Here is a 19,177-nt window from a genome sequence, read left to right on the forward strand (position 1 = left end):
AACGAGTTAACGAGGAGGGGTGCAAAGTTGAAACAAAACCTGTTTCATCAATGAAACAGGCTTCAAGTGCCGTCGCGAGCCAGGGACGGCACACAGCTCTGGGACGGGGGTTTGCGCGGTAGTGTTTCATCGCCTTAACAAGTCGTATGACAAAGCGATGAAGGGCGTTCAGACGGGGACTTTGCGCATAGGCGAGTGTTTCAGAAATGGACACTTTGCCGCTGAAACAGCGGCTGGATACGACTTATCAGGTGGTTAATCTGCCAATAAGCGAGCAACTGCAGCAAAGGCTTGCGCCTGCCGTTCGTCCCAGTTGCCCTGAATGATTTGCAGTGGCTGGCCGTGCTGCTCCAGCCAATCTCGGGTTGCCTGATAAAACCCCAGGCGCTCGCTCAGTTGTGGCTGGCAGCGCTGGCCGTCGTCGGTCCAGTCGATCTGCTCCGGCGACAATAAAAGGTGCAGATCGTAATGCCGCGCCAGCAACTCGGGTTCCAGCCAGCTCGGGCAATCGCCGAACAGGGTCTGGCTCCACAGCATATTGCTCAGCAGATGGGTGTCGAGAATCAGCAATGCAGGCTGTTGCGCCCGCGCTTCGTCTTCCCACTGCAACTGGCCACGGGCGATTTCCGGGATGTCGGCCAGGCAAGTATCACGAGGATTCTGCTCGATGAACCAGCGCACATATTCGTCCACCCGCAGGCCGTCGAATTGCTGCTGAAGACCTGCCGCCAGCCAGCTCTTGCCCGTGGATTCCGGGCCGGTGAGGACAACGACTTTCATCGCTGCAACGCCGGGTCGGCACGCCATTCGCGCCAGCCTTGCACCGCAATCAGGGTGAACAGGGCATATAGGGCGGCGGTCAGGTACAGGCCCTTATAAAGGAACAGGCCGACGAAAATCACATCGAGTACGAACCAGAGCATCCAGCATTGCAGGCGCTTCTGCGCCATCCACAGTTGTGCGACAAGGCTGAAACCGGTCAGTGCGGCGTCGAGCCACGGCTGTGCGGCGTCGGTCCAGTGCGCCATGGCCGCACCGAGCAGCAGACTGCCGAGGGCTCCGGCCGACAGGCCAAGCAAGATCGAGCGCCGGTCGAGGCGACTGACTTCGCGTCCGTCGTGCATCGTCCCGGCCCGGGTCCATTGCCACCAGCCGTAAACTTGCAGGGCGGCGTAGATCACTTGCAACAACATGTCCGAGTAGAGCTTCACGTCATAGAAGACCCAGCTGTACAGCAAGACCATGACCAGCCCGATCGGCCAGCACCACGGATTCTGTTTGACGGTCAGCCAGACGGCGATCACACCGAGGGCGGCGGCAAACAGTTCAAGCCCGGACATTGAGGCTCCTTGGCGGAGTAAAAGAAGAGGGCGCGGATTGTACCCGGAAAAACTGTAAGAGCAGGCTTGCCTGCGATCTGGCAGTTAAGCCAATTACTCAATCGCGGTAAAACACCTGCACCAGGTGATAGCCAAACTTGCTCTTGATCGGCCCGTGCACCGTGCGCAACGGTTTCTTGAAGATCACCGCATCAATCGCCCCGACCATCTGTCCCGGGCGCACTTCACCCAGATCGCCGCCGCGCTTGCCGGACGGGCAGGTGGAAAATTTCTTGGCCAGCACATCGAAAGCTTCGCCCTTGGCGATGCGTTGTTTGAGCTGTTCGGCCTCTTCGGCGGTTTTCACCAGAATGTGGCGGGCTTGGGCTTTCATCTTGCGGTACCTGATAACGGGGTGACGGCGGGGCGCGGGATTATGCCTCAAGTCAGGGCGTTTGGCCGATCATCGCGCGAATCTTGTTGGCCAACAGTTCCAGGGCAAACGGTTTGGCGACCATGTCCATGCCCTCCTCGAGAAATCCCTGTCGCTCGGCGGCGTTCTGCGCATAGCCGGTCATGAACAGCACTTTCAGTCCGGGTCGGTGCTGACGGGCAATTTCCGCGAGCTGGCGGCCGTTCATTCCCGGCAACCCGACATCCGTCACCAGCAGATCCACACGTACACTGGATTCAAGGACTGGCAGCGCAGATTTCGCATCCTCGGCCTCATAAGCGCGATAGCCCAACTCCTTGAGCAGATCGAGCACCAGCATTCTGACTGCCGGATCGTCCTCGACCACCACCACGGTTTCCCCGGCAATCGCCGCTGGCGTTTCGAACGCTTCAGCGACAGGTTCAGTCTGTGCTGGCATCGCATAAAGTCGAGGCAGGTACAGCCGCACGCAAGTGCCCTGACCCGGCAGGCTGTCGAGACTGACGTGACCGCCAGACTGTTGGGCAAAGCCATAAATCATCGACAACCCCAGCCCGGTGCCCTGGCCGATCGGTTTGGTGGTGAAAAACGGATCGAACGCCTTGGCCCGCACCGAGGGGGTCATGCCGCTGCCATTGTCACTGACGGCGATCATCACGTAATCCCCGGCCTGCACCGGTTCCAGTGTGGTGATGTCGGTGCCGTCGAGGTAGACATTGGCGGTCTCGATCAGCAGTTCACCGCCTTCGGGCATCGCATCGCGTGCGTTGATTACCAGATTGAGCAGGGCGTTTTCCAATTGGCTGACGTCAGTGCTGATCGACCAGACGTCGTCGGCCATGTTCAGCGATAGCTCGATTGGATCGCCCTTGGTCCGGCGAATCAGGTCTTCCAGCGAATGAATCAGCTCGTTGACGTCGAGGGTCTTGCGGTCGAGCGACTGGCGGCGGGAGAACGCCAGCAGTCGGTGGGTCAGCGCTGCCGCACGGTTGGCCGATGACACCGCTGCCTCGGTGAAGCGGCCGATCTCGTCGGCGCGGCCATTGGCGATGTAACGCTGCATCAGATCGAGGCTGCCGATGATCCCGGTCAGCATGTTGTTGAAGTCATGGGCGATGCCGCCGGTGAGCTGGCCGACCGCTTCCATTTTCTGCGCATGACGCAAGGCGTCCTCGGCGCGCTCGCGTTCGAACATTTCATTCTGCAAACGCTGGTTGGCCTTGGCCAATTGCTCGGTCCGGGCGCTGACCCGTTCTTCGAGGGTTTCGTTGAGGTTGCGCAGGGCTTCCTCGGTTTTTTTACGTTCGGTCTCATCGATCACGAAAATGTAGAAACCGTTCACCGCGCCATCCGGCCCGTGACGCGGCAGGTAGTTCATCAGTGCATGCCGCGAACTGCCGTCGCGGTGCGGCGTGTACAGGCTGTACGAGCATGGTCGCCCGGCCAGCGCCTCGGCGATGTAAGGCGCGCGCAGGAAGTAGGCTTCTTCGCCGATCACCTCGCGAATGGTCCGGCCGTACAGCTCCTGCGGAGTCAAACCGTACCAGTCGAGGTACGCGGCGTTGTTCAGGCGAAAGCGTTCTTCCTGATCGACATAGCTGATGAGGATCGGCATGGCGTTGATGATCAGTTGCAGCTCGGTCTGGCTCTGCCGCAATGCCTGTTCGGTGTGCTTGCGCTCGGTCAGGTCCAGCGCCGCGCCGAGAAAACGCACCGGCCGGCCATGGTGATCCTTGTAGCAGCGGCCCCGGGCAAACACCCAGCGCAGCGTGCCGTCGGGTTGCAGCAAACGGTATTCCTCGGCGTATTCAGTGCCGTGGGTGATGCAGTGCTTGATGCTGCGCGCAATCAGGGCGCGGTCTTCAGGGTGCACGCCTTGCAGGTAATCGCTGATTGGCAGTTTGCCGGAAAGGGCCGGATCAACGCCGTGCAGTTGCGCGAAATGCGCGTCGGCGATGAAGCGGTCTTCACCGATATCCCAATCCCAGGTGCCGACGGCGTCGGTGGCGGCCAGCGCCAATTGCAGGCGTTCCTCGGTTTCACGCTGGGCCTTGAGGCTGTTTTCCGAACGCTGGTGGAGTTCCAGGGCAATCCGCCGGCGCTCGTTGGTTTCAATGGCGGTAACCAGAATCCCGGCCACCTGCGCACTTTCGTCGCGAATCGGACTGTAGGTCAGATCTAGCCAGAAGTCGGATTCCTTGCCGTCACGCTGCAAGGTAAAGCGCCGTTCATTGTAGGAGCGCACCTGGCCTTGTAGGACGGCGCTGTAAATCGGGTCAGTGAATTCCCGAAGTTCTGGCCAGATATGGTGTGCAGGCTGTCCGAAAGCGTGCGGATGCTTGCTGCCGGCGAGCATCGCAAAGCCGTTGTTGTAAATCTGCGTGAGATGCGGCCCCCAGAGCAACAGCATCGGCATCGGCGAGTGGAGAACGATGTCGACCGCGGTGCGCAGGCTCTGCGGCCATAGGCTGGCGTCACCGAGCGGGCTGCGACTCCAGTCGGTACGGGCGATCAATGCCTGGGCGTCATCGTGGGTGGGTGCAGCGTTCATCACTTGTATCCTGGGCATCTGTCGGTAAGGCGGCGTCTACTATGCTTGCAGGACGATAGACGCTCAACGGCCGATTGCGTCACGACGGCGGGTCATGTCTGAACACTGAAAGCTTAGCGGGTGCTTTTTGCCATGGAAATCGACGCACTGTTAATTCGTTTGGCCAGTCAGCATGGCTCGGACCTGTTCCTCTCCACCGGGGCGCCGCCCAGTGCGCGTTTCGACGGCGTGTTGACACCGTTGAGCGACCGACCGTTCAAACCCGGGGAGGTCGCGGCCATCGCCGTATTCCTGATGGACGCCGAACAGCACCGCGAGTTCGACCGGGATCTGGAAATGAACCTGGCGATTTCGCGCACCGGCATTGGCCGATTTCGGGTCAACATCTTCAAGCAGCGCAATGACGTTTCGATCGTGATTCGTAACGTCAAACTCGACATTCCGCGTTTCGAGGATTTGAAGTTGCCGCCCGTTTTGCTGGAATCGGTGATGCTCAAGCAGGGGCTGATCCTGTTTGTCGGCGCTACCGATTCGGGCAAATCCACTTCACTGGCGGCATTGATCGACCATCGCAACCGTCACAGCAGCGGGCACATCATCACCATCGAGGACCCGGTGGAGTATATTCATCGCCATCAACTGTCGATCATCAACCAGCGCGAAGTCGGGGTCGACACCCGCAGCTTCCACGCCGCGCTGAAGAACACCCTGCGCCAGTCGCCGGATGTGGTGCTGATCGGCGAAATCCGCGACCGTGAAACCATGGATCATGCGCTGGCATTCGCCGAGACCGGGCACTTGGTGCTCTCGACGCTGCACGCGAACAACGCCAATCAGGCGCTGGACCGGATCATCAACATGTTCCCCGACGAGCGCCGTCCGCAGTTGCTGCATGCGTTGGGCAATCACCTCAAGGCGTTTGTTTCACAGCGGCTGGTACGCACGATTGATGGGCGGCGGCGAGCGGCGGTGGAGGTGATGCTGGGGTCGCCGACCATTGCTGATCTGATCCGCCGCAACGAATTCGGTGAGCTCAAGGGCATCATGGAGAAATCCGCCGAGGCGGGCATGCAGACCTTTGATGAGGCGCTTTACCGGCTGGTGCTGGAGGGGGCGATCAGTGAGGAAGAGGCACTGAAACATGCCGATTCGCAGAACAATTTGCGGCTAAGGCTGAAGTTGCATGCCGACACGGCACCGGCCCCGACGCCGCCCACATCGGGCGACTGGGGCTTGATGGATTGAAACTGACCCCTGTGGGAGCCAGCCTGCTGGCGATAGCGGTGTGTCAGTTTCATAATCTCTTACAGACACACCGCTATCGCCAGCAGGCTAGCTCCCACAGTGAATCGGGTGGTCAGTCAGCTAATTCCGTTCGGTCGCGAAACTGCTCTAACGCCTCGGGATTTGCCAGAGCATCGGTATTCTTCACCGGCTCACCATGGACCACATTGCGCACCGCCAACATCGGGCGATTGGGGCTTGATGGATTAAAGCTGACCCCTGTGGGAGCCAGCAGGCTAGCTCCCACAGTGAATCGGGTGGTCAGTCAGCTAATTCCGTTCGGTCGCGAAACTGCTCTAACGCCTCGGGATTCGCCAGCGCATCGGTATTCTTCACCGGCTCACCATGCACCACATTGCGCACGGCCAACTCCACTACCTTGCCGCTGATGGTGCGCGGAATATCGGTAACCGCGAGGATTCTGGCCGGCACATGCCGTGGCGTTGTGTTGGCCCGAATCACCTGACGAATCTGCTGTTGCAGCGCATCGTCGAGCACCAGCCCATCCTGCAAACGCACAAACAGCACCACTCGCACGTCGTCCTGCCATTGCTGTCCGATGGCCACACTGTCCAAAACCTGCGGGATTTTCTCGACCTGACGGTAAATCTCCGCGGTACCGATGCGAACGCCACCGGGATTAAGCACCGCATCCGAACGGCCATGAATGACCATCCCGCCATGCGCTATCTGCTCGGCATAATCACCCTGCGCCCAGACTCCTGGAAACAGGCTGAAATACGACTTGCGCAGCTTTTCACCGTCGGCATCGTTCCATAGGCCAATCGGCATCGCGGGGAAGTGACGCGTACAGACCATTTCACCTTTTTCGCCAGTCACCGGACTGCCCGCGTCGTTCCACACCTCAACCGCCATACCCAGGCTCTTGCCCATGTTCTCGCCCCGGCGTACCGGCGACAGCGGATTGCCGTTGACGAAGCAGGAAACGATGTCGGTGCCGCCAGACATCGAACTCAGGCACACGTCCGATTTGAAATCGCGGTACACGAAGTCGTAACTCTGCGGCGACAGTGCGGAACCGGTGCAGAGTAGGGTCTTCAGGCTGCTCAGATCATGCTGTTCACGCGGCTTGATGCCACTGGTTTCCAGAGTAGCGAGGTATTTCGGGCTGGTGCCGAACACGCTGATGCGCTCATCGCCGATCAACTCCAGCAAGCGCTCGTTTCCCGGATGGAACGGCGAACCGTCGTACAGCACAACCGCGCTGCCGACCGCCAGCGCCGAGACCAGCCAGTTCCACATCATCCAGCCGCAAGTGGTGTAGTAGAACAAACGGTCGCCGGGGCCAAGATCGACATGCAGGCCATGTTCTTTTGCATGTTGCAGCAGCACGCCGCCGGTGCTGTGAATGATGCACTTGGGCACACCCGTGGTGCCGCTGGAATACAGCACGTACAGCGGATGATTGAACGGCACAGGTACAAAGTGCGGTTCGCCACCGGACTGATAAAAATCGTCCCACAAGGTGACGTTGGCATCGGTCCGATAATCGTCGGCGCGGGCCTGCGGTTTGGCGTAAGGCACGATGATCAACTGCTGCAACGATGGCAGTCGTTCGAGGATCTCGTTGACCTTGGCGGTCTGGTCGATTTCTTTGCCCGCATAGCGATAGCCGGCGCAGGTGATCAGCACTTTCGGCTCGATCTGACCAAAACGGTCGATCACCCCGTGCGTGCCGAAGTCCGGTGAAGAACACGACCAGATCGCCCCAAGACTGGTAGTCGCCAACATGGCCACAAGGGTTTGCCAGGTGTTCGGCATACACGCCGCCACCCGGTCGCCGAGGCCGACACCAGCCGCTTGCAGGCTGGCCTGGAAACCGGCGACCTGTTCTGCCAGTTCAGCCCAGGTCAATTGTTCACGCTGGCCGTTTTCCGCCACGGCGATGACTGCTACGGCATCGTCGCGACGGCGCAGTAGATGCTCGGCGAAGTTCAGGGTTGCGCCGGGAAACCATTCGGCGCTGGGCATCTGGCTGCCCTCGCGCAGCACAGCATCGGGTTGGGTATGAAAACGAATGTCGAAGCAGTCGACGATGGCCTGCCAGAACGCTTCGCGTTGCTCGATGCTCCAGGAGTGCAGATCGGTATAGGTAGTCAGGTTCAAGCCATGGCGCTGATTGATCAGGCGCCGGAAGCTGTCCATGCGGGACTCGGCGATGCGTTTGGCGTCGGGCTGCCAAAGGATTTCGGACATGGGTTGCCTCTTTTATTCTTGTTGGTGCACACAGACATTTTTGTGGCGAGGGAGCTTGCTCCCGCTCGGCTGCGTAGCAGTCGTAATCCTGAAAATGCAGAGGGCGGCTTCGCCACCCAGCGGGAGCAAGCTCCCTCGCCACAATAGTTATTGCTACTGCGCCAGCCAGCCGCCATCAATATTCCACGCCGCGCCACGCACCTGGCTGCCAGCCTCGCTGCACAGAAACAGCACCAGTTCCCCCAGATGCTGCGGCGTAACAAACTCCAGCGACGGCTGTTTCTCCGCCAGCAAGTCATGCTGCGCCTGCTGCGGATCAACACCCTTGGCCGCACGATCATCGATCTGCTTTTGCACCAACGGCGTCAGCACCCAACCCGGGCAGATCGCATTGCAGGTGACGTTGCTGGTCGCGGTTTCCAGACCGACCACTTTGGTCAAACCGATCACCCCATGTTTCGCCGCCACATACGCAGCTTTACCGGTCGAACCGACCTGGCCGTGTACCGAAGCGATGTTGATGATCCGCCCCCAGCCCTTGCTGCGCATGCCCGGCAGACTCAACCGGGTGCTATGAAACACCGACGACAGATTGATCGCGATGATCGAATCCCAGCGCTCCACCGGGAACTCCTCCACGGCGGCAACGTGCTGGATGCCAGCGTTGTTGACCAGAATGTCGACGCCACCAAACTCGCGTTCGGCGTAGGCGATCATGTCGGCAATCTGCGCCGGATCACTGACGTCGGCCGGGTGATGCCCGACCTTGCCACCGAACTGGCCGACCTCAGCGATCACCTTCGAGGCATCGCCAAAACCATTGAGAATCAGATTGGCGCCAGCCTTGGCCAGGCACAGCGCGATGCCCAGACCGATGCCGCTGGTGGAGCCGGTAACCAGTGCGGTTTTGCCCGAAAGAGTCGTCATCAATACCTCACACAATGCCAGTGGCGTAGAAAGTGCCGATCACTACAAAGACCGCCAGGGTCTTGATCAGCGTAATACAGAAAATGTCTTTATAGGCTTCGCGGTGCGTCAGGCCAGTCACCGCTAGCAGTGTGATCACCGCGCCGTTGTGCGGCAGGGTGTCCATGCCGCCGCTAGCCATCGCGGCCACACGGTGCAGGACTTCCAGCGGAATATTCGCCGCATGGGCAGCGCTGATGAACTGTTCAGACATCGCCGCCAGCGCGATGCTCATGCCACCCGACGCCGAACCGGTGATACCGGCCAGCAGCGTGACGGTAATCGCTTCGTTGACCAACGGATTCGGAATGCCTTTGAGCCAGTCGGCCAACACCAGAAACCCCGGCAGGGAGGCAATCACCGCACCAAAACCGTATTCCGATGCAGTGTTCATGGCCGCCAGCAATGCGCCGCTGACCGCACTTTTACTGCCTTCCGCGAGTTTGCTGCGGATCGCCTGAAAGCCGAAGGCCAACACCATCAGGATGCCCACCAGCAGCGCGGCTTGTACCGCCCAGATTGCCGTGAGTTTGGCGATTTCGGTGGTCACCGGGGTGGCCATGCCCGGCAGCGAGAGGCTATGGGTTTTGCCGTACCACTGCGGAATCCAGTGGGTGAACAACAGGTTCATGATGCCCACCGCCAACAGCGGCGAAATGGCCAGCCATGGGTTCGGCAGTTTGAGGTCTGCGGCAGTTTCCGGCTCGTTGCGCAACTCGGTGCCGTAGCCTTCACCGGCGCGCTGGGCCTTGTTGCGCTGACGTTGCAGGAACAGCATGCCGGCGCAGAACACGAAAATAGTGCCGATCAAACCCAGCCACGGCGCCGCCCACGCGGTGGTGTTGAAAAATGTGCTGGGGATGATGTTCTGAATCTGCGGCGTGCCGGGCAGGGCATCCATGGTGAACGAAAACGCGCCTAGGGCGATGGTCGCCGGGATCAGGCGTTTGGGAATATTGCTCTGGCGGAACATCTCTGCTGCGAACGGATACACCGCAAACACCACCACGAACAGCGACACACCGCCGTAGGTGAGCAGGGCGCAAACCAGCACGATCACCAGCATTGCCTGGCGAGTGCCGAGCAGGCGAATGGCGGCGGCGACAATCGAGCGCGAGAACCCGGACAGTTCGATCAGCTTGCCGAACACGGCGCCGAGCAGAAATACCGGAAAGTACAGTTTGATGAATCCGACCATTTTTTCCATGAACACCCCGGTGAAGGCGGGAGCGACAGCGGAAGGATCGGTGAGCAGGACAGCGCCGAGGGCGGCAATCGGGGCGAACAGGATAACGCTGTAGCCACGGTAGGCGGCGAGCATCAGCAGCGCGAGGGCTGCCAAGGCAATGATCACACTCATGGTGTGCTCCTTCGAATTGTTATTTTTGTGGGTGTTGCTGGGTGGGGATGAGCGATAGCTAGATGTGTGCCAATTTAATAACCTATTGAAATGTATAGGTTTATTGCTTTTCGGCAGTTGACTGAGTGTATTTATGTCTCAATAGTGAGATTTTCTTTGCGCCAAAAAAGATCGCAGCCTTCGGCAGCTCCTACATGGGACTTGTATCAACCCAGTAGGACTTGCCGAAGGCTGCGATCTTTTGATCTTTAAAATACCGTCTATAAAAGAAGACTCAAGTCTCTTTATTGAGACTCTACGATCCCCAACGCCACCATCTTCTTATAAAGCGTCGACCGCCCAAGCCCCAACCGTTCAGCCGCCTCAACGACCTTGCCCCCGCATTGCGCCAGAGCCGATTGAATCAACTGCCGATCAAATCGCTCGCGTGCCTCGCTGAACGTCTCTCGTCGTAACGGTTGCAGCGCAGCTATCAACTCACGCTCCACGGGCGTGAATGTGCCAATCGCTGCGCGGATGTCATTGGCCGTCAGCACCAAGTCATCACTGAGCAACGCCGCTCGCTCCAGCACGTTACGCAACTCACGAATATTCCCCGGCCAGGCATGCTCTGCAAGCAGACTCAATGCTTCGCGGTCGAGTTCATGCTGGCTGCGCAATTCTTCCAGGATCGCCTCGCTGAGCGCCGGCAGATCATCCAGACGTTCGCGCAACGGCGGAACGTTGATCGGCAGCACGTTAAGGCGATAGTACAAATCAGCGCGGAACTCCCCACGCTTGATCGCTGCTTCCAGATCGGTAGAGGTTGCGGCGATCACTCGCACATCACTCTGAATCACTTCGTTGGAACCCACCGGTTCGAACTCTTTTTCCTGCAAAACCCGCAACAGTTTGCTTTGCAACGGCAGCGGCATGTCGCCGATTTCGTCGAGAAACAACGTGCCGCCCTGAGCGATCTGCAGCTTGCCGGTGCGGCCCTTGCGGTCGGCTCCGGAAAAGGCTCCGGGTGCTGTGCCGAAGAACTCCGCTTCCAGCAGCGCTTCGGGAATCGCTGCGCTGTTGATACTGACGAAAGCCTTGTGTGCACGGGGCGACGCACCGTGGATCGCCTGAGCCAGCAACTCCTTGCCAGTGCCGGTTTCGCCGAGCAGCAATACCGGCGATTCGGCACTCGCACTGCGTCGGGCGCGGCGTTTGACTTCGAGGCTGGCGGCGCTGGTGCCGATGAAGTGGGCGAAGTTGTATTTGGTCTGGCGGGCGCGCAGCAGTGAGCGGGTCGAGGCCAGTTCTTCCTGCATGCTCAGGTAGCGCTTGAGCATGGGAGACAGGCTGCGCAATTCGTCGAACAGGGCGAAGCCGATGGCGCCGATCACGGCGCCGGCATCGTCATGGATTGGTAGGCGCATCACTACCAGCGGCTCTTTCGGTGTGTCCTGCATGTCCAGAAGAATCGGTCGGCCGCTGCGCACGACTTCACGCAACAGGCTGCCGGGAATCACGCTTTCACAGGGTTTGCCAATCGCACCCGCGGCCGATTCAAGGCCAAAGCGGCGTGCGTAACGTTCGTTCATCCAGACAATGTTTGCATCGCGATCGACGATCACCGTGCCTTCGCTCGACTGCTCGATGATCTCGAACAACGAACGGATCGCCAGCGTGCGAACCCGTTGGTAATCCTTGAGGCTTTCGGTGGTGTTCATGGGCTGGCAGATCCGGATTTTGGGTTGTTTTTGAGGGCCTCTTCGCGAGCAAGCCCGCTCCCACAGGAGGCTTGTATACACCGAAGAACCCTGTGGGAGCGGGCTTGCCCGCGAAGGCCGCGCCTCGGTCTAAAGTCCAGCGCCGATTATGCCTATCCCGGATGCGCCGCCGCCAACAGCTCTTTGGTGTAAGGATGCTGCGGCGAATCAAACACATCATGGCTGGCCCCACGCTCAACCACTTTGCCATCCTTGATCACGATCATGTCGTGAGCCAGTGCACGTACTACCGCCAGATCGTGACTGATGAACAGATAGGTCAAACCGTGTTTTTCCTGAAGGTCGCGGAGCAGGGCAACCACCTGTTTCTGCACCGTGCGATCAAGCGCCGAAGTCGGCTCGTCCAGCAGAATCAACGCCGGTTTCAGCACCAGAGCACGGGCGATGGCGATGCGCTGGCGTTGGCCGCCGGAAAACTCATGGGGATAACGATGACGGCTTTCCGGGTCGAGGCCGACTTCCTTGAGCACACGAATTACCTGGTCATCGCACTCATTGGCAGTCGATTGGCAATGCACCTCCAGACCTTCGCTGATGATCTGCGCCACCGACATTCGCGGACTGAGACTGCCAAACGGGTCCTGAAACACCACCTGCATCTGCCGGCGCCACGGTCGCAGTTGCTTCTGATCGAGACCGTCGAGCGCTTCGCCCTGAAAGCGAATGCTGCCTTCGGAGTCAAGCAAACGCAGGATCGCCTGACCCAGCGTCGATTTGCCCGAGCCGGATTCGCCGACGATCCCCAGCGTCTTGCCTCGCTGGATATTCAGGCTGATCCCGTCCACGGCGCGCAGGTATTGCTTACGCTGAAACAGTCCGCCGCCGACAACGAAATCGACGCGCAGATCTTCCACTTCCAACACATTCTCGCGCTCGTCCCGAGGCAGCGCTTCACCCTCCGGCTCAGCGTTCAGCAGCACGCAGCTATAAGGGTGTTTCGGTTCGGTGAACAGAGTTTCGCACTCAGCCTGCTCGACGATTTCCCCGGCCTTCATCACGCAGACTCGCTGGGCAATGCTGCGCACCAGATTCAGGTCGTGACTGATCAGCAGCAGTGACATACCGAGTCGTTGTTGCAGGGACTTGAGCAGCAGCAGAATCTTGCGCTGCACAGTGACGTCGAGGGCGGTAGTTGGCTCGTCGGCGATCAGCAACTCCGGCTCGCAAGCCAGGGCCATGGCGATCATCACCCTTTGCCGCTGGCCGCCGGACAATTGATGCGGATAGGCCTTGAGTCGCTCTTTCGGTTTTTGAATACCCACCAGTTCCAACAGTTCGAGAATGCGTTTCTGCGCCGCTTTGCCGCCGAGGCCACGATGCACCAGCAGCGTTTCACCGATCTGTTTTTCGATGCTGTGCAGCGGGTTCAGCGAGGTCATTGGCTCCTGAAAGATCATCGCGATGCGATTGCCGCGCAGTTCGCGCAAGACCTTGGGGTCGGCACCGACAATTTCCTGGCCACGATAACGAATGCTGCCAGTGGTTTGCGCATCGCCTTCGGGGAGCAATTGAAGAATTGAATGGGCAGTCACCGATTTGCCGGAACCCGACTCGCCAACCAGCGCCAGACACTCGCCGGGGCGAATATCCAGGCACAGGTTGCGCACCACGGTCTGGCCGTGGAAAGCGACATTGAGGTCGCGGATTTCGATCAGGTTTTCACTCATATCAGTGTCCGGCTCGCTTTTGCAAAATCAGGATCGTGGATCAAAGGCATCGCGCAGCGCCTCACCAATGAACACCAGCAAGGACAGAATCAGCGCCAAGGTGAAAAACGCGGTCAGTCCGAGCCACGGCGCTTGCAGGTTTTGCTTGCCCTGGCCGATCAGTTCGCCCAAGGAGGCGCTGCCCGCCGGCATGCCAAACCCGAGGAAATCCAGCGCCGTCAGCGTGGAAATCGCCCCGGTCAAAATGAATGGCAGGTAGCTCAAGGTGGCGTTCATGGCGTTCGGCAGAATGTGCCGGAAAATCACCTTGCGGTCGGTCAGGCCCAGCGCTCTGGCGGCTTTGACGTATTCGAGGTTGCGCCCGCGCAGAAACTCGGCGCGCACCACATCGACCAGCGCCAGCCATGAAAACAGCGCCATGATCCCCAGCAGCCACCAGAAATTCGGCTCGACGAAACCGGAAAGAATGATCAGCAGATACAGCACCGGCAACCCTGACCAGACTTCCAGCAATCGCTGCCCGATCAGATCAACCCAGCCGCCGTAATAACCCTGCAGCGCACCAGCGGCAATGCCGATCAGTGCGCTGACAAAAGTCAGCATCAAGGCAAACAGAATCGACACCCGAGCACCAAAAATCACCCGCGCCAACACATCGCGCGCCTGATCATCGGTGCCCAGCCAATTGACCGAGGAGGGCGGGCTTGGTGCAGGCTGGTTGAGGTCATAGTTCGGCGTGTCGTCGCTGAACGGGATCGGCGGGAACAGCATCCAGCCACCGTCCTTGCGGATCAGGTTCTGCACGTAGTCGCTGCGGTAATCGGCCTGGAACGGCAGCTGTCCGCCGAACTCCTGCTCGGTGTGGCGCTTGAATACCGGGAAATACCATTGGCCCTGATAGCTGACGACCAGCGGTTTGTCGTTGGCGATCATTTCGCCGCCGAGGCTCAACAGAAACAGGCCGATGAACAGCCACAGCGACCACCAGCCGCGACGGTTTTTCTTGAATCGCTCGAATCGGCGACGCCCAAGAGGCGAGAGCTTGAACATCAGGCGTTCCTCGCGGCGAAGTCGATACGCGGATCGACCAGCGTGTAGCACAGGTCGCCGATCAGTTTTATCAGCAGGCCGAACAGGGTGAAGATGAACAACGAGCCGAATACCACCGGGTAGTCACGCGAGACCGCAGCTTCGTAGCTCATGCGTCCAAGGCCGTCGAGGGAGAAAATCACTTCGATCAACAGTGAACCAGCGAAGAACACACTGATGAACGCCTGAGGAATTCCGGAAACCACTAAAAGCATCGCGTTGCGGAATACGTGTCCGTAGAGCACGCGGCGCTCGCTCAAACCTTTCGCTCGGGCAGTCACCACGTACTGGCGGGTGATTTCGTTGAGGAACGAGTTCTTGGTCAAAATTGTCAGGGTCGCGAAACCGCCGATCACCAACGCAGTTACCGGGAGCACCAGATGCCAGAAGTAGTCGGCGATCTTGCCGAGGGTTGATAGTGATTCAAAGTTATCCGAAACCAGTCCGCGCACCGGGAACCAGTTCAGCGACGTGCCGCCGGCAAATACCACGATCAGGAACATCGCAAACAGAAACGCCGGCATCGCATAGCCGATGATGATCGCCGTGCTGCTCCAGATGTCGAAATGGCTACCGTGGCGCACGGCTTTGCGGATGCCCAACGGGATCGACACCAGATAGGTGATCAACGTCGCCCACAGGCCGAGGGAGATGGTCACCGGCATTTTTTCGAGGATCAGGTCGGTGACCGTAGCACCGCGAAAGAAGCTTTTGCCGAAATCCAGCTGCGCGTAGTTCTTCAGCATCAGCCACAAGCGTTCGTGGGCCGGTTTGTCGAAGCCGTATTGTTTTTCGATGTCCTTGATCAGTTGCGGATCGAGGCCGCGGCTGGCGCGGGAAGTGCTGCTCATGGTCTCGCTGGAACTGCCGCCGACACTGGCGCCGCCAATCCCTTGCAAATGGGCGATGGCCTGTTCGACCGGGCCACCGGGTGCGGCCTGGATGATCACGAAGTTGACCAGCAAAATGATCACCAGCGTCGGGATGATCAGCAGCAGGCGCCGCAGTATATAAGCCCACATCAGTGAGGCCCTCCGGGTCTGCCACGGCCGATTTTTTCGGCGGTCATCTGCTGGTTGGTCAGCGGAGTACTGCTGATTTCCCACCAGCTCTCGATGGCTTCGTCATTACTGGCCTGAGTCGCCGGCATGCCGAAACGATTCCACCAGACGGTCGAGGTGCCCGGCGGGTAATAGTTGGGAATCCAGTAGTAATTCCATTGCAGCACCCGATCCAGCGCATGGGCGTAGTGCAGCATGTCGCTCTGGGTCGAGGCGCGGATCAGGCCGTTGATCAAGGTATCGACCGCTGGATTCTTTAGCACCATGTAGTTGTTGGCGCCGGGATCGTTGGCTGAAACCGAGCCGAAGTAGTTGAGCAGCTCACCGCCCGGTGACGTGGTGACCGGATAGCCGGTGACGATCATGTCGTAATCCCGGCTCATCAGGCGATTGACGTATTGCGAGGAGTCGATGCGACGAATGTTGAGGTCGATGCCGATCTGCTTCAACGAGCGTTTGTACGGCAGCAGCATGCGGTCGAGACCATTTTGGCTGACCAGAAAGGTGAAGCTCAATGGCTCACCCTGGGCGTTGACCAATTGGTCGCCATCGGGTTTCCAGCCAGCCTGCTCGAGTAGCTCCAGCGCCTGCAATTGCTTGTCGCGGATCAGCCCAGAGCCATCGGTTTTCGGCGCTTCGAAGACTTTGTTGAAAACTTCCTCGGGTACCTGTCCGCGCAGCGGTTCAAGGATGCTCAGCTCAGCCGCGTCGGGCAGTTCCCGGGCAGCAAGTTCGGAGTTGGAAAAGTAGCTCTGCTGGCGGATGTACATGTTGCGCATCATCTGCCGGTTGGTCCACTCGAAATCCCAGAGCATGGCTAGCGCCTGGCGTACGCGGCGATCCTGGAACAATGGCTTTTGCGTGTTGAACACAAAACCTTGGGCCGATTGTGGCGCCTCGGTCGCCAAGTGAGCTTTCTGCAAGCGGCCGTCGCTCAGCGCCGGGCTGTCGTAACCGATGGAATAGCCGGTGGCCGAGAACTCACGGTTGTAATCGTAGGCACCGCCGCGCAGCACCTGCCGGGCGACGTCGGTATCGCCGAAGTACTCGATGCTGAAATGGTCGAAGTTGTACAGGCCGCGACTGACAGGCAAATCCTTGCCCCACCAGTCGGGATTACGTTCGAAGGTGATGCTGCGCCCGGAGTCGACCTTGCCAACCCGGTAAGGGCCACTGCCGAGCGGCGGTTCATAGCCGCCACCGCCGGCGAAATCGCGGGTCTTCCACCAATGTTCGGGAAATACCGGCAGGGTGGCGATGTCCAGCGGCAAGGTGCGGTTCTCGTTGCTTTTGAAGTCGAAACGCACGGTCAGCGGCGCTTCCACTTCAACGCCTTTGACGTCGGCGAACTGGGTGCGATAACGCAGGCTGCCCTGAGTCATCAAAAGGTCGTAGGTGTAGCGCACGTCTTCGGCGGTGATCGGTTTGCCGTCAGCGAAGCGAGCCTTGGGATCGATGAAAAAACGCAGGGACAAGCCGTCGGCCGAGCGCTCCATCTGCCTGGCCACCAGCCCGTAGACGGTATAGGGCTCGTCCATCGAGCGCTGAGCCAGAGGCGAGTACAGCATGCCGTCGATCTGCGACACGCCGATGCCTTTGTCGATGTACGGCAGGATGTGATCGAAGTGACCGATTTCAACCGCCGAGCGGCGCATGGTGCCGCCCTTGGGCGCTTGCGGATTGGTGTAGTCGAAGTGACTGAATCCGGCCGGGTATTTGGCCGGTTCGCCATAGACAGTCAACGCATGTTGCGGTGCGGCGTTCACACCAGCGGCACTCAGCAGCAGGGCCACGGCAGTGAACATCAATGTGGGGAAAACCAGTCGCATTGTCAGCCTTAAAGCCGGGTGATCGATAAGCGCAAGTTGTACGCCAGCGGCGCGCCAGTCGCCAGCCGTATCATGTAACCGAAACACAACGGCCCACCAAAAGGCGGGCCGTTGCACAGCAAACCGGACGAGGGATCAGTCCTGGCGGCTGGTGACTTCAAGCAGGTGATAACCGAACTGGGTCTTCACCGGGCCTTGCACGACGTTGATCGGCGCGCTGAAAACCACGGTATCGAATTCCTTGACCATCTGGCCAGGACCGAACGAACCCAGATCACCGCCCTGACGGCTAGATGGGCAAGTCGAGTTGGCTTTGGCGACTTCGGCGAAATCAGCACCGCCTTCGATCTGGGCCTTGAGTTCGTTGCACTTGTCTTCGCTGGAAACCAGGATGTGGCGGGCAGTGGCTTTAGCCATGGGGAAAATCTCCGATCTATTTCAGTAAAAATGTGGAGCCTACCGGATTCAGTGGGCGATTTCCCGGCAAAGTTCCAATAGATATGCTGGGTGTCGGTTTACAGGCCTGCTGCCTGCAAGCGCGTGGCGTGTTCAGTATAGAGGTCGATCGGGTCGGGGCTCAGTTGGCGAAAGCCATTTGTGCGTCGCAGGCTGTCGAGGTGATTGAGTGGATAGTCGGAACGGATCACGTTGCCCAGATGCGAACTGAAGCGGCCGACAAAGCCGTCGTTCTGCCCTTGGTCTGCGACAAAGTGGCCAGAAAGTGCGCGGCACAAGTTCTGCACCGGATCGAGGCTCGCAATCAAATCATCTTGCAGCGTGCCACTCCATGAATAGTAGTGAACACCATTCACCTGCTCGGCCCCTTGTCCGCCCCAGACAGACGGCAGGCCTTGAGGGTATTTCCGGTTAAACAGGCCTACACCTTCGGTCGTAAGGGCATTGAGCGCCGCGACAGCACTTTGTGGCAGAGCCGACTGGCCACTGAGCAGGGACAGAAAATGCGCAAAGTGTGTAGCGAGATCTTGTGCGACATGCTCCGCGAGACGTCCTGGAATCAGTGCTTTGCGCAATGAGTCCGCCAGTTCCGAACCGTGGTTGGGGCCACTGACCGAGGTCACCGAAGCGACCTGGTCTGGCGCAAGTGCGGCTGCATAACGAGAAGCCAAAGCGCCTTGGCTGTGCCCGATCAGGTTGACCCGTGTAGCACCTGTCCCTTGCAGTACCCGTTGGATTTGAGTCAATAACTGTTGTCCGCGGACTTCATTGTCATGGGTGGCGGACAGCTGCGGGACAAACACCTGCGCGCCTGCATCCCTGAGCGCTTGCTTGACATCATGGAAGAGTTCGAAACGGCCGATTCGGTCAAATCCGAACAGGCCATGGACCAACAGGATCGGGTGGCGGGTTGTTGCATTCCGTTGCATGTTTCTACCTCTTTTGCAGAACTTCATCGGTGATTTCGGTGTGCCACTGTAAAACACCCCGATAGGCAGACGATGTCTGAAGATGCCCTGATATCGAGGGGAAATTGGACTAAATTACGTACGATTTTTCGGCGGTGTTTGAGGGGACTGTCGGAATATTCAGCAATCTTTAACGCTGTTGTGGCGTATTCATTGGCGGAGGCCTACGTGCTCCGGTGCGTTTGCCCGTCGCATGCAAGGCATTGAGCTGACAGCG

At 59.1% G+C, this 19,177-nt stretch carries 15 protein-coding genes and 1 pseudogene; 1 reads left to right on the plus strand and 15 read right to left on the minus strand.

The genetic code is table 11. The annotated features are described in order from the left end of the window. Positions 1-255: 255 nt before the first annotated feature. The 4 genes from ACTWLJ_RS20535 to ACTWLJ_RS20550 all read right to left on the minus strand — a co-directional run bounded on the left by ACTWLJ_RS20535 (position 256) and on the right by ACTWLJ_RS20550 (position 4,303). A complete protein-coding gene (locus ACTWLJ_RS20535) occupies positions 256-780 on the minus strand; it encodes an AAA family ATPase (RefSeq protein ID WP_445178221.1) in 525 nt (174 codons plus the stop codon). Continuing rightward, positions 777-1,340, minus strand: coding sequence for a nicotinamide riboside transporter PnuC (pnuC, locus tag ACTWLJ_RS20540; RefSeq protein ID WP_445178222.1), 564 nt, complete (start codon positions 1,338-1,340; stop codon positions 777-779). Before pnuC ends, ACTWLJ_RS20535 begins: the two co-directional genes overlap by 4 nt. A 97-nt stretch (positions 1,341-1,437) precedes the next feature. Continuing rightward, positions 1,438-1,713 (minus strand): peptidylprolyl isomerase, encoded by a 276-nt coding sequence (locus tag ACTWLJ_RS20545; protein WP_007912322.1) that lies wholly within the window; start codon positions 1,711-1,713, stop codon positions 1,438-1,440. 52 nt (positions 1,714-1,765) lie between these two features. Further along, positions 1,766-4,303 carry a PAS domain S-box protein gene (locus ACTWLJ_RS20550; RefSeq protein WP_445178223.1) on the minus strand — a complete coding sequence of 846 codons (2,538 nt, stop codon included), beginning with the start codon at positions 4,301-4,303 and terminating at the stop codon, positions 1,766-1,768. A 132-nt stretch (positions 4,304-4,435) separates the two neighbouring features. On the opposite strand from ACTWLJ_RS20550, the gene ACTWLJ_RS20555 reads away from it, so the two are divergent. Continuing rightward, on the plus strand, positions 4,436-5,548 hold the full coding sequence (locus tag ACTWLJ_RS20555) for a PilT/PilU family type 4a pilus ATPase (protein ID WP_445178224.1): 1,113 nt from the start codon (positions 4,436-4,438) through the stop codon (positions 5,546-5,548). Between the two features lie 112 nt (positions 5,549-5,660). Here the strand turns inward: ACTWLJ_RS20555 and ACTWLJ_RS20560 are convergent. The 11 genes and pseudogenes from ACTWLJ_RS20560 to ACTWLJ_RS20610 all read right to left on the minus strand — a co-directional run. Continuing rightward, positions 5,661-5,768: pseudogene (locus ACTWLJ_RS20560) on the minus strand (hypothetical protein); the annotation flags it as partial. A gap of 80 nt (positions 5,769-5,848) precedes the next feature. Then, positions 5,849-7,804, minus strand: coding sequence for an acetoacetate--CoA ligase (locus tag ACTWLJ_RS20565; RefSeq protein WP_445178225.1), 1,956 nt, complete (start codon positions 7,802-7,804; stop codon positions 5,849-5,851). A gap of 153 nt (positions 7,805-7,957) precedes the next feature. Beyond that, positions 7,958-8,731, minus strand: a complete 774-nt coding sequence (gene hbdH / locus ACTWLJ_RS20570; RefSeq protein WP_445178226.1) for a 3-hydroxybutyrate dehydrogenase — start codon at positions 8,729-8,731, stop codon at positions 7,958-7,960. A 7-nt stretch (positions 8,732-8,738) separates the two neighbouring features. After that, the gene (locus ACTWLJ_RS20575; protein WP_445178227.1) at positions 8,739-10,130 is read right to left on the minus strand and encodes a GntP family permease; all 1,392 of its coding nucleotides are present in this window, start codon (positions 10,128-10,130) and stop codon (positions 8,739-8,741) included. 284 nt (positions 10,131-10,414) lie between these two features. Next, positions 10,415-11,830, minus strand: coding sequence for a sigma-54 interaction domain-containing protein (locus ACTWLJ_RS20580; RefSeq protein WP_445178228.1), 1,416 nt, complete (start codon positions 11,828-11,830; stop codon positions 10,415-10,417). A gap of 152 nt (positions 11,831-11,982) precedes the next feature. Continuing rightward, positions 11,983-13,557: an ABC transporter ATP-binding protein gene (locus tag ACTWLJ_RS20585; RefSeq protein WP_445178229.1), complete on the minus strand. Its 1,575-nt coding sequence runs from the start codon at positions 13,555-13,557 to the stop codon at positions 11,983-11,985. 27 nt (positions 13,558-13,584) lie between these two features. Further along, positions 13,585-14,607 (minus strand): ABC transporter permease, encoded by a 1,023-nt coding sequence (locus ACTWLJ_RS20590; RefSeq protein ID WP_445178230.1) that lies wholly within the window; start codon positions 14,605-14,607, stop codon positions 13,585-13,587. Further along, positions 14,607-15,668, minus strand: a complete 1,062-nt coding sequence (locus ACTWLJ_RS20595) for a microcin C ABC transporter permease YejB (protein WP_445178231.1) — start codon at positions 15,666-15,668, stop codon at positions 14,607-14,609. The genes ACTWLJ_RS20590 and ACTWLJ_RS20595 overlap by 1 nt, the downstream gene beginning before the upstream one ends. Beyond that, the gene (locus ACTWLJ_RS20600) at positions 15,668-17,536 is read right to left on the minus strand and encodes an extracellular solute-binding protein (protein ID WP_445178232.1); all 1,869 of its coding nucleotides are present in this window, start codon (positions 17,534-17,536) and stop codon (positions 15,668-15,670) included. The genes ACTWLJ_RS20595 and ACTWLJ_RS20600 overlap by 1 nt, the downstream gene beginning before the upstream one ends. A gap of 135 nt (positions 17,537-17,671) precedes the next feature. Beyond that, positions 17,672-17,953, minus strand: coding sequence for a peptidylprolyl isomerase (locus ACTWLJ_RS20605; RefSeq protein ID WP_007912303.1), 282 nt, complete (start codon positions 17,951-17,953; stop codon positions 17,672-17,674). Positions 17,954-18,051: 98 nt separating this feature from the next. Then, a complete protein-coding gene (locus ACTWLJ_RS20610) occupies positions 18,052-18,921 on the minus strand; it encodes a lipase family alpha/beta hydrolase (RefSeq protein ID WP_445178233.1) in 870 nt (289 codons plus the stop codon). Positions 18,922-19,177: the final 256 nt, after the last annotated feature.

It is taken from the genome of Pseudomonas sp. McL0111 (genome assembly GCF_052567255.1).

Excerpts from the sequence above, each read along its gene's own strand:
- ACTWLJ_RS20535 (WP_445178221.1), bottom strand. The coding sequence starts at position 780 with ATGAAAGTCGTTGTCCTCACCGGCCCGGAATCCACGGGCAAGAGCTGG.
- pnuC (WP_445178222.1), bottom strand. The coding sequence starts at position 1,340 with ATGTCCGGGCTTGAACTGTTTGCCGCCGCCCTCGGTGTGATCGCCGTC.
- ACTWLJ_RS20545 (WP_007912322.1), bottom strand. The coding sequence starts at position 1,713 with ATGAAAGCCCAAGCCCGCCACATTCTGGTGAAAACCGCCGAAGAGGCC.
- ACTWLJ_RS20550 (WP_445178223.1), bottom strand. The coding sequence starts at position 4,303 with ATGAACGCTGCACCCACCCACGATGACGCCCAGGCATTGATCGCCCGT.
- ACTWLJ_RS20555 (WP_445178224.1), top strand. The coding sequence starts at position 4,436 with ATGGAAATCGACGCACTGTTAATTCGTTTGGCCAGTCAGCATGGCTCG.
- ACTWLJ_RS20565 (WP_445178225.1), bottom strand. The coding sequence starts at position 7,804 with ATGTCCGAAATCCTTTGGCAGCCCGACGCCAAACGCATCGCCGAGTCC.
- hbdH (WP_445178226.1), bottom strand. The coding sequence starts at position 8,731 with ATGACGACTCTTTCGGGCAAAACCGCACTGGTTACCGGCTCCACCAGC.
- ACTWLJ_RS20575 (WP_445178227.1), bottom strand. The coding sequence starts at position 10,130 with ATGAGTGTGATCATTGCCTTGGCAGCCCTCGCGCTGCTGATGCTCGCC.
- ACTWLJ_RS20580 (WP_445178228.1), bottom strand. The coding sequence starts at position 11,830 with ATGAACACCACCGAAAGCCTCAAGGATTACCAACGGGTTCGCACGCTG.
- ACTWLJ_RS20585 (WP_445178229.1), bottom strand. The coding sequence starts at position 13,557 with ATGAGTGAAAACCTGATCGAAATCCGCGACCTCAATGTCGCTTTCCAC.
- ACTWLJ_RS20590 (WP_445178230.1), bottom strand. The coding sequence starts at position 14,607 with ATGTTCAAGCTCTCGCCTCTTGGGCGTCGCCGATTCGAGCGATTCAAG.
- ACTWLJ_RS20595 (WP_445178231.1), bottom strand. The coding sequence starts at position 15,668 with ATGTGGGCTTATATACTGCGGCGCCTGCTGCTGATCATCCCGACGCTG.
- ACTWLJ_RS20600 (WP_445178232.1), bottom strand. The coding sequence starts at position 17,536 with ATGCGACTGGTTTTCCCCACATTGATGTTCACTGCCGTGGCCCTGCTG.
- ACTWLJ_RS20605 (WP_007912303.1), bottom strand. The coding sequence starts at position 17,953 with ATGGCTAAAGCCACTGCCCGCCACATCCTGGTTTCCAGCGAAGACAAG.
- ACTWLJ_RS20610 (WP_445178233.1), bottom strand. The coding sequence starts at position 18,921 with ATGCAACGGAATGCAACAACCCGCCACCCGATCCTGTTGGTCCATGGC.